The sequence below is a fragment of the uncultured Marinobacter sp. genome, assembly GCF_963974375.1.
In the GTDB taxonomy this organism is placed as follows: Bacteria; Pseudomonadota; Gammaproteobacteria; order Pseudomonadales; family Oleiphilaceae; genus Marinobacter.
Map to the genome: position 1 here is coordinate 1 of NZ_CAXBDN010000175.1, position 9,219 is coordinate 9,219.

9 protein-coding genes are annotated in these 9,219 nt (G+C 59.1%); 6 read left to right on the plus strand and 3 right to left on the minus strand.

All coding sequences use genetic code 11. From position 1 onward, the window contains the following. The coding region (locus tag AAC035_RS14305) for a DNA topoisomerase 3 (protein WP_339805289.1) at positions 1-1,648 on the minus strand (1,648 nt) is incomplete at its 3' end. 167 nt (positions 1,649-1,815) lie between these two features. On the opposite strand from AAC035_RS14305, the gene AAC035_RS14310 reads away from it, so the two are divergent. Together AAC035_RS14310 and AAC035_RS14315 are read left to right on the plus strand one after the other, a co-directional pair. After that, positions 1,816-2,154, plus strand: a complete 339-nt coding sequence (locus tag AAC035_RS14310) for a BolA/IbaG family iron-sulfur metabolism protein (RefSeq protein ID WP_339805291.1) — start codon at positions 1,816-1,818, stop codon at positions 2,152-2,154. A 6-nt stretch (positions 2,155-2,160) separates the two neighbouring features. Then, on the plus strand, positions 2,161-2,784 hold the full coding sequence (locus AAC035_RS14315; RefSeq protein WP_339805293.1) for an L-threonylcarbamoyladenylate synthase: 624 nt from the start codon (positions 2,161-2,163) through the stop codon (positions 2,782-2,784). 25 nt (positions 2,785-2,809) lie between these two features. Here AAC035_RS14315 and AAC035_RS14320 read toward each other — a convergent pair whose 3' ends face one another. After that, a complete protein-coding gene (locus AAC035_RS14320) occupies positions 2,810-3,457 on the minus strand; it encodes a hypothetical protein (RefSeq protein WP_339805295.1) in 648 nt (215 codons plus the stop codon). A gap of 274 nt (positions 3,458-3,731) precedes the next feature. Between AAC035_RS14320 and AAC035_RS14325 the strand changes: the two genes are divergently transcribed. Both AAC035_RS14325 and AAC035_RS14330 read left to right on the plus strand, forming a co-directional pair. After that, entirely contained in the window at positions 3,732-4,493 is a 762-nt protein-coding gene (locus AAC035_RS14325) for a glucose 1-dehydrogenase (RefSeq protein WP_339805297.1), read from the plus strand. Positions 4,494-4,578: 85 nt separating this feature from the next. Further along, positions 4,579-6,258, plus strand: coding sequence for a long-chain fatty acid--CoA ligase (locus AAC035_RS14330; RefSeq protein WP_339805299.1), 1,680 nt, complete (start codon positions 4,579-4,581; stop codon positions 6,256-6,258). Between the two features lie 63 nt (positions 6,259-6,321). Here AAC035_RS14330 and rnk read toward each other — a convergent pair whose 3' ends face one another. Next, positions 6,322-6,735 (minus strand): nucleoside diphosphate kinase regulator, encoded by a 414-nt coding sequence (gene rnk, locus AAC035_RS14335; RefSeq protein ID WP_339805301.1) that lies wholly within the window; start codon positions 6,733-6,735, stop codon positions 6,322-6,324. Positions 6,736-7,068: 333 nt separating this feature from the next. On the opposite strand from rnk, the gene AAC035_RS14340 reads away from it, so the two are divergent. Both AAC035_RS14340 and AAC035_RS14345 read left to right on the plus strand, forming a co-directional pair. After that, the gene (locus AAC035_RS14340; protein ID WP_339805302.1) at positions 7,069-8,853 is read left to right on the plus strand and encodes an Ig-like domain-containing protein; all 1,785 of its coding nucleotides are present in this window, start codon (positions 7,069-7,071) and stop codon (positions 8,851-8,853) included. Positions 8,854-8,999: 146 nt separating this feature from the next. Next, positions 9,000-9,219 (plus strand): DUF3524 domain-containing protein (locus tag AAC035_RS14345; RefSeq protein ID WP_339805304.1); only part of this gene is annotated, 220 nt, incomplete at its 3' end.

Consider the following 9,219-nt stretch of genomic DNA (forward strand, 5'->3'; position numbering starts at 1 on the left):
GGTAATCACGCCGGAACAGGGTTTCGAGAATGGCGGCGCGGGTAGCCTCAGTACCCAGGCCGTCGGTTTCCCGCAGGGTTTTGCGTAGCTCCGGATCGCTTACAAAGCGGGCGATATTGGTCATGGCCGACAGCAGTGTCGCGTCGGTGAATGGCTGAGGCGGCTGGGTTATCCGTTCCTTGACGTTGCTGTCGGTGCACAGCACCGTGTCACCTTTGGCGAGGCGGGGCAGGGGTTTGCGGCTGGCCTGTTCCTGGTCGTCCGGTGCCGGATCTCTTGCCCTGAGTTGCAGTACCTTCCAGCCCGCCTCCGCCACCGCAGTTTCCGAGGCCCGGAAGCGTTGGTCTGCCAGGGCAATATCCAGCCGCCCCTCACGGTGCACGGCGTCGGTCATGAACTGCATGAGATAAAAACGACTGATCAGATTGTAGATGCGGCTTTCCGCCTCGCTCAGTCGCCCGGAGGGCCGGCTTCGGGAGGTCGGAATGATGGCGTGGTGGGCATCCACCTTCTTGTCGTTCCAGGCTGCGCTGCGGTGTTGCAGGTCCACCTGCTGGCCGGCATCGGCGAGGCTGCCATCAACTCGGGTAATGGCCTGCACCACGGCCGGCGCCTGGCTGAAATGGGCCTCCGGAAGGTAGCGGCAATCGGAACGTGGGTAGGTGATCAGCTGATGCTTTTCATAAAGGTTCTGGGCGGTATCCAGAACGTCCTTGGCGCCCATGCGAAAGGCCTTGCCCGCCTCGATCTGCAGGGCCGAAAGCGACAGTGGCAGCGGTGGTGCCTCGCGGCGATCCCGGAACCGGGCGTCCAGGATTTTCCCTGGCTGGCCCCGGGCCGCCTGCGCGATCTGATCGGCAATCTCGCGGCTGAGCAGGCGGTCTTCCTCGTCCAGGTGTTCCCGCAGGCTTTCCGCAGGCAGCCAGCGGGCATCGAAGGGTGTGGTATCAGGGCCGTCTTCATTGTGGGCGGTAATGGTCAGGCGATACCAGGGCTTGGGTTCAAACCCTGCAATGGTGTCATCCCGGCGCACCACCAGCCCCAGCACCGGGGTCTGAACCCGGCCCACCGACCACACACCATCGGCACCTTGCTGGCGATAGCTGAGGGTATAGAAACGGGTCAGGTTGATGCCGTACAACCAGTCCGCCCGTTGTCGCGCCAGCGCCGAATGTGAGAGCCGGCGGAATTCCCGGTTATCCCGGGTCTGGCTGAGGGCGCGGGCAACGGCAGAGGGAGTAAGGTCGTTGATCAGTACCCGTTCCACAGGACAACTGGCGCCGCAGTATTTGATGACCTCGTCCACCAGTAACTGGCCTTCCCGGTCCGGATCGCCGGCGTGGACAATAACGGTGGCCTTACGGATCAGCGAGGTCAGCACTTTCAACTGCTGGGCGACACTCTCCTTGGGTTCCAGCTGCCACTGGTCCGGAAACACCGGCAGGTCTTCCAGTCGCCAGTTTTTCCAGCGGGGGTTGTAGCGGGCCGGCTCGGCGGGTTCCAGCAGGTGGCCGATGCACCAGCTCACCACGCAGGCGTCTTCGCCCTCACCGCAGCGCAGCCAGCCGGGTCCTTTTTGCAGGGGGCCGGGCAGGGCAGCGGCGATGGCGCGGCCAAGGCTGGGTTTTTCGGCGATGAACAGGCGCATGCAACAGGTCCGCAAGGGTGTGACGTTATCCCGTAAACGGCTGATCCGGGTCGGGCTGGCAAGATGGCGTCTGGGCTTTAAGCTGTCAAGCGGCGGACAGTAAAAGTCCGGTGGTGTAAACTTCGTGGCATATCCAGCCATCCTCTATCTGGAGGGACGCCCCGATCATGATTATTCAGCAAACCATTGAGAACAAACTCGGTCAATGTTTCAGCCCGCTGCATCTGCAGGTTGAAAACGAGAGCCACAAGCACAGTGTGCCACCGGACTCGGAAACTCACTTCAAGGTGACTCTGGTATCCGGGGATTTTTCCGGACAGGCGAAAGTTCGGCGTCATCAGGCGGTCTATAAGGCCCTGGCCGGAGAGATGGCCGGGGGCGTGCACGCCCTGGCTCTGCATCTGTTCACGCCGGAAGAATGGCAGCAGGCTGGTGGCGATGTGCCGGATTCACCCAATTGCATGGGGGGCTCCAAGAAAGACCCTGCCATGCAGGCAAAAGGATAACGCGGTATGAGCCAGTTTTTTCAGATTCACCCGGACAATCCCCAGAAACGGCTGATTCATCAGGCGGTTGAAATTTTGCGCAATGGCGGGGTTATTGTCTACCCGACGGATTCTGCCTATGCCATCGGGTGCCATCTGGGGGACAAGCAGGCGGCGGACCGGATCAAGCGTATCCGCAAGCTGGACGACGGTCACAACTTCACCCTGGTGTGCCGTGACCTGTCTGACGTCGGTACCTACGCCAAAGTGGGCAACACCCAGTACCGGCTGCTGAAAACCTTCACCCCCGGGCCGTACACGTTCATCTTCGATGCCACCAGCGAAGTGCCCCGTCGACTGCAGCATCCCAAGCGCAAGACCATTGGCCTGCGGGTGCCGGATAACGCCATCGTGCAGGCGCTGCTGGGTGAGCTGGGCGAGCCTATAATGAGCTCCACGCTGATCCTGCCGGGTGAAGATCTGCCCATGACCGACCCTGAAGACATCCGGGAAGCGCTGGAGCATGAGCTGGATCTGATCATTGATGGCGGGTTCTGTGGCATGGAAGCGACCACGGTGGTCAACATGACCGGGGAAGCACCGGAAGTAACCCGGGTGGGCAAGGGCGATCCGGCACCCTTTGAAGTCTGAGTCCGGGTCTGGCTCAGCGGGCCGTTCAGGCCCGCTGGTTAAGGCTGAAGGCATAGCCACTGGCGGAGGTGCCTTCCGCCAGTGGCAGTGACTGACCGCTGAAGGTCTTGCGGATGCTGTCGTAGCGGTGGACCAGGTCCTGCAGCCCGTTGAACTGCTGATTGTCGCTGACCAGGGTTTCCAGCACCGTGTTGCTGGTGCCGTAGGCCTTGTTCAGCTTCAGAGCGGTATCCACAAACTTCAGTGTCGGTTCGTTGACGCTCAGGCGTGAAAAAGCCTCCCGGAAGGCCTGACTCTTGTTGAGGTCGTTCTGGATCTGCAGGCGAGGTTCCTCCGGCATTCTGCCTTCAAGTTTTATGCCCTCTGCCGCAGACCGGCTGACCGCTACCTGGGTGGTTGGCCTGAGGCCATACTCGGCAAGCTTGTGCCGCAGGGTTTCCTTTACATAGGCAAGATCCTGCCCGACCTGTTGCTGGTAGTCCTTCACCGAAAGCCGTCCGGTTTTATCCGATGCCAGTTGCCCGGAGCGGGTAAAGCGATCATCACCGGCGGTCGCGGGTGCTTCGTCACTGGCCGGCTTCAGCGCCGCCGGTGCGCTCCCCGCCTTGCTGCGTGCGCTGGCCGCCTGCTGGAAATCCGTGCCGGCTTTGATCAGTGACGTCAGTAGTGACATGGTGGTGGCTCCGCTTGGCTGTTCGGCTGTTGCCAGGTTTTTCCGGGCTTCACCAGAACATGCAGCAATAAACAGGCCAGTCGCCTGACAAGGTTGCTGATTCCCCTTTTTGCAGGCTTCGGGGCAACATCAGGCGGCCCCTGTGCTGAATACAGCAGGTACCGTCCTGTGTTTCGGGCTGGTATTTCGTGTCATTCAGTGCTTTGCTAGGATCCATTCTTTCAGAAGTCGCTTCCCAGAGATTTCCAACAATAACAGCGTGGGGTTATGCATAATGTTTGAACTGACAGGCAAAATCAGCCTGGTTACCGGTGCCGGCCGCGGCATCGGTCATAGTATTGCAATGGCACTGGCCGAGGCCGGCAGCCATCTGGTGCTGTGCAGCCGCAGCCGGGATGAACTGGAGTCGGTGGCGCAGGAAGTGCGGGCTCTTGGCGTCAAGGCGCTTGTGGCACCCTGTGATGTGACCGACGCCGGTCAGGTGCAGGCAGCGGTTGATGCCGCCATCAGTGAGTTCGGGGCGATCGACGTGCTGATCAACAACGCCGGCATGACCATCAAGAAACCGGCGGAAGAGGTTCCTCTGGATGAATGGCAGAAAGTCATCGACGTCAACCTCACCGGCGTGTTCCTGATGGCCCAGGCCGTCGGCCGCCAGATGCTGAAGCAGGGCCATGGCAGTATCATCAACATTTCTTCCATTGCCGCCAAAACGGCCATCACCGGTTCACTGGCCTATTGCGCCAGCAAGGGTGGTGTGGATATGGTCACCAAAGGCCTGGCCGTGGAATGGGCCGAGCGGGGCGTCAGGGTAAACGGTCTGGCTCCGGCCTATACCGAAACGCCTCTGGTCAAAGCCATTACCGATGCGAAGGCGGACTTTGCCGACAGGGTAAAGGCGAGAACGCCCATGAACCGTATGGCTCGTCCAGAGGAAATGGTGGGCGCTGCCATTTTCCTGGCTTCCGATGCCTCGTCCTATATCACCGGTGAAACCATCATGGTGGATGGCGGCTGGACCGCTAACGGATTCTGATCAGGCCCGCCGACAAGGGCATCAAACCGTTCAGCCATGCTATGTTCAAATACGCTCAACAATAATAATGCAGGAGATTGAAAGAGTGATAGACGCTCCCTGGTTCAAAACCTATCCGCCCGGTATTCCGGCGCAACCGGATCTGACCGGCCGTTCCGTCCAGCAAATGCTGGCAGCCTCCGCACAGCGCTGGCCAACCCGGGCGGCCGTGCAGTTTATGGGTAAAGCCATCAGCTATCAGGAGCTCGACAACCTGGTGTCCCGGACCGCTGCCGGATTCCAGGCCCTTGGGGTAAAGCCCGGGGTGCATGTGGGGCTGTATCTGCCCAACTCACCTCACGGCATTCTGTGTTTCCTGGGGGTGTTGCGAGCGGGTGGTGTTGTGGTGAACTATTCGCCGCTGGATGCAGAACGGGTGCTGGAACACAAGATTGCCGACAGTGAAACCGACATCATGGTGACGCTGGATCTGGCGGCCTTCTATCCCCGCATGGCGGCATTTCTGGATACCTCCCGGCTGCAGAAACTGGTGGTGGGATCCGTCGAGGAATTTGCCGCAGACTCTGCTGCCGTGCGGGCGAGCCTGACTGCCGCCGGAGAGCTGGCCGATATCCCGGACAATGACGCGCGGGTTCTCCGGTTTGCAGAGCTGCTGGACAACGCCGGCGATTTTCAGGCCTGGCCGGAGGCAGACGATCTGGATGCCCTGGCCGTGCTGCAATATACCGGCGGTACCACAGGCGCCCCCAAAGGCGCCATGCTGACCCACGGCAACCTGGCGGGCTCGGCGGATCAATTGGGCACGGCCCTGGGTACCACGCTGGCGGAAGGCGAGGAGCGGGTACTGGCGGTGCTGCCGCCGTTCCACATCTACTCCATCGTGGTCAACATGCTGTTCGGTCTGCGCTGTGGCGCGACCCTGTATCAGCAGTTCAAGTTTGACCCCCAGGCCGCCCTGCAGATGATTCAGGATGAGCGCATCACCATGTTCCCCGCAGTGCCCACCATGTTTTCGGCACTGCTGAGTTATGAAAAGCTGGCGGACTACAAACTGGACTCCCTGAAACTGTGCAACTCCGGTGGCGCACCACTGCCGGTAGAGCTGCAGCAACGCTTTCAGAAAGCGTCCGGTTGCGCGGTCAAGGAAGGCTGGGGCATGACCGAAACCACCGCTGTGGGCACCTTTACGCCTCAGGGAATGACACCGCCGGCCGGAGCCTGTGGCTTGCCGGTGCCAGGTGTGGATCTGAAGATTCTGTCCCTGGACGGTGATGAGAAGGAAATGCCCGCCGGCGAGCGTGGCGAGCTGTGTATTGCCGGTCCCAACGTCATGAAGGGTTACTGGAAGCGGGAAGATGCCACCGCTGAGTCCACCACCAGCGATGGTTATTTCCGCACCGGTGATGTGGCCTGGATGGACGATGATGGCTTTGTGCACATCGTCGACCGCACCAAGGACATGATCATTTGCAGTGGCTACAACGTGTATCCCCGCAACATCGAGGAGGCCATCTATGAGCATCCCTCCGTTGCCGAGGTGTCCGTGATCGGGGTGCCGGATGAATACCGGGGCCAGACGCCCCGGGCCTATGTCACCCTGCGGCCTGATGCCCAGGACCTGACCCTTGAAGAGCTCAAGACGTTCCTGAAACCCCGCCTGGGCAAACACGAGATGATCCATGGCCTGGAAATTCGCGATGAACTGCCGAAGACGCCGGTAGGGAAGCTGTCGAAGAAGGAACTGTACGCAGAGGTAGGTCGCTGACCGCACCCGCCCTGAAATCCGCCCGGCGGCCTGAACGGCTGCCGGGCGTTTCACGCATGGCGTTCAACGATGCAGTTCACCGGCCCGCTCCGGTTGATACAGGATTTCTTCAATCTGTACCTTCAGCGTACCACCGCCGGGTTTCGGCCACTCGATCTCGTCCCCTACAGACAACCCCAGCAGGGCGCTGCCAACCGGTGCCAGAATCGAAATCCGGGTGCCAGAACCGTCCATATCTTTCGGATACACCAGTGTGAGCTCAAATTCCCGGTCGCCGGGGTGTTCCCGGAAACGTACCGTGGAATTCATGGTAACCAGATTGGGCGGAACATCTTTGGGGTCGACCACATCGGCCCGGCCCAGTTCGTCTTCAAGTTCGGTTTTGCCCGGCACGGCTTTCGTTGCCAGAGACTCCAGCAGTGTATCGAGTCTTTCGGCATCAAGTGATGAAATTGTAATCTTGGGTCTGCTGGTCATGGTGGTCCTCTGAAGCAATACGCCAGGCTACCTGCCTGTGACAGGGCCGGTTGGCGAAGCAGTTGCGGTCTGGTAACGGTGGAACTACGGGAAATCAATGAGAATTCGCGGAAAGCATAGTGTGATGGTAGACAAAACCACAGCAGGAAGCCAGCCCCGGGGGAGCGCGTCCGCAGGCTGGATCATGTCACGGATTCCGGGATTATCCGGTGGTTTGGTCGGGTGCCTGACCGGAACTGATAACCGCGTCTTGTATCTGCTATTTCCAAAGACATGTGACTGATCTATGTTGTTCAGGGACGTTCTGAACGATTCACTCCCGGAGAACCATGGATGCACCCTAACCTGTTGCCGAAAGTACTGTTTTTCCTGTTGGCCACGCTGCAGCTTGCTGCCTGTGGTGGAGGTGGCGGCGGGGATGTAAGTTCCACACCTCCGGTCACGCAATACAGTATCAGCGCCAGCAGCGAACCTGCTACAGGCGGAGTCGTGCGAGGCAGCGGGTCTTACCGCAGTGGAGCGCTGTATACCCTGACGGCAGTTCCCAATTCGGGTTTTGTGTTTTTCCGCTGGGAAGAAGCTGGCAACGAGATCAACAATGCCCAGGGAGCAGAGCTGGTAGGGAATGCCACAGGTAATCGCTCGGTTACAGCAGTATTTCTGGAAGCGAACCTCACTCTGGCTCCGCAAAGCCTGGAACTTCAGATTGGCGGAACCGCTGAGCTCAGAGCCTCGCTGACGGCGGAAGGTTTCGAGCCAGAAGATGTTACTTCTCTGATTGATTGGACGAGTTCCGATCCCGGTGTTGCCTCGGTGAATGATGATGGTCAGGTGACCGCTAATGAGGAAGGGACGACCGATATCGTCGCCCAGTTCGGAGGGCGGGTGGCCTCTGTGACCGTGGAGGTTTTACCGGCGAATATAACCGGGCTGCGCTTTGTCCCGGATACGTTAACCCTGGTGACCGGGGAGAGTTATACGCCGGTACTGGTCGCGGATTACGATTCTGGGCCAGCTCGCCCCTTGGCACTTGATCAGATAACGGACTGGGACTCTTCCAGCAGCGCCGTAGCGGGATTTGTTGACGGTCTGATAGATGCTGGGGTGGCTGGAACTGCAACGATCACCGCGAGTCGGGACGGTCAGCAGGCTGAATTGTCTGTTTCTGTGGAAAGTGCGGTTCTCGACAGCGTAGAAATAACGGCACCGGGACTGGGGGCTGATCAGTCGCTGCAACTGACAGCCGGTGAACAGATCCAGTTTTCAGCGACAGGGAACTTCAGCAATAACGAGAGTAGGGACATAACCGACCGGGTGACCTGGACGTCTGATGATCCTGCGCTGGCAATTGCAAATGATTTTCCCGACCACGGTCTTGCGAGTGCGTTGGCTGCAGGCGAAGCTAATGTGCAGGTGATACTGGACGAGACAGCCTACGGAAATGTCAAAGTTACTGTCATAGCAGATCCACTAGCGCCCGAATCTGTCTCTCTGAGCGTTACAGGTGACGACGCTGTGCGCTGGAATGCTGGCAATCCGCCGGCTATAGACCTGCAATCCCTGGTCAGAAACGGCAACGGTGACGACCTGACCATTGATGCAGACACCACCGTCACATTTACTGTTATCAGTGGCCCGCTTACTTTTGCTGGCAATGAGCCGAGTGTCGTTATGTCGACCTCAGCGGGGCGTGCCTCGGCCAATGCGACGGCTACCGGCCCAGGTACAGCCAGGATTTCGGTGCGTGTTGAGGGCACCTCATTGGCCGCTCAGACTAGGGTTTACATTGTTAATGATTTTTCAGAGGTTATTGTTCCCTCGCGTACAAGCACCATTGTTATGGAGGACGGAGTGGAGCGACCGCGGATTCGTTTCAGCCTCTTGAATCTGTCGAAAGTGGATATCCCGATCAGTGAACTGAGGATACGGGTTCCCGGTGAGGGACTGAGGGTGTTGTCGCCTTCTGGTGTCCCCAATCTTCTTCCTTTTGACCTGGTGCCAGGGCGCGGTGTAGTGGGTCAGGGCATAGTTTTTAATCCGGGAGCCACTGGGGTAGAGGCAACCTATCGACTCCGGACACCTGGTGAGGTTGCAGAGGAGTTCGATATAGAACTGTAAGTACCGGAAAGATTAGCTGTCATTCCGGTCTGAAATTGAATGCATTGATCGATAAGCTTACCATCTGCTGCTCTCCCTTTTGATCAGGCGCCGTCTGACCAGCAGGTAATGACGAGAGCGTTGCAGAGGGTATTCTGGTGAAAGAGGTGTCTAAGCTCCCACACAACCGACCGCGCATTCTGCTCTTGTCAGGCTACGATGCCGCCAGCCACAAACGCTGGCGGGAACAACTCACCGGCATGTTCGGTGACTATCACTGGCACTGCCTGGTATTGCCACCCCGGTTTTTCCGCTGGCGCATTCGTGGTAACCCGCTGACATGGCTGAATGAACCTTGTTTTCAGGAATCCTGGGATCTGGTTATCG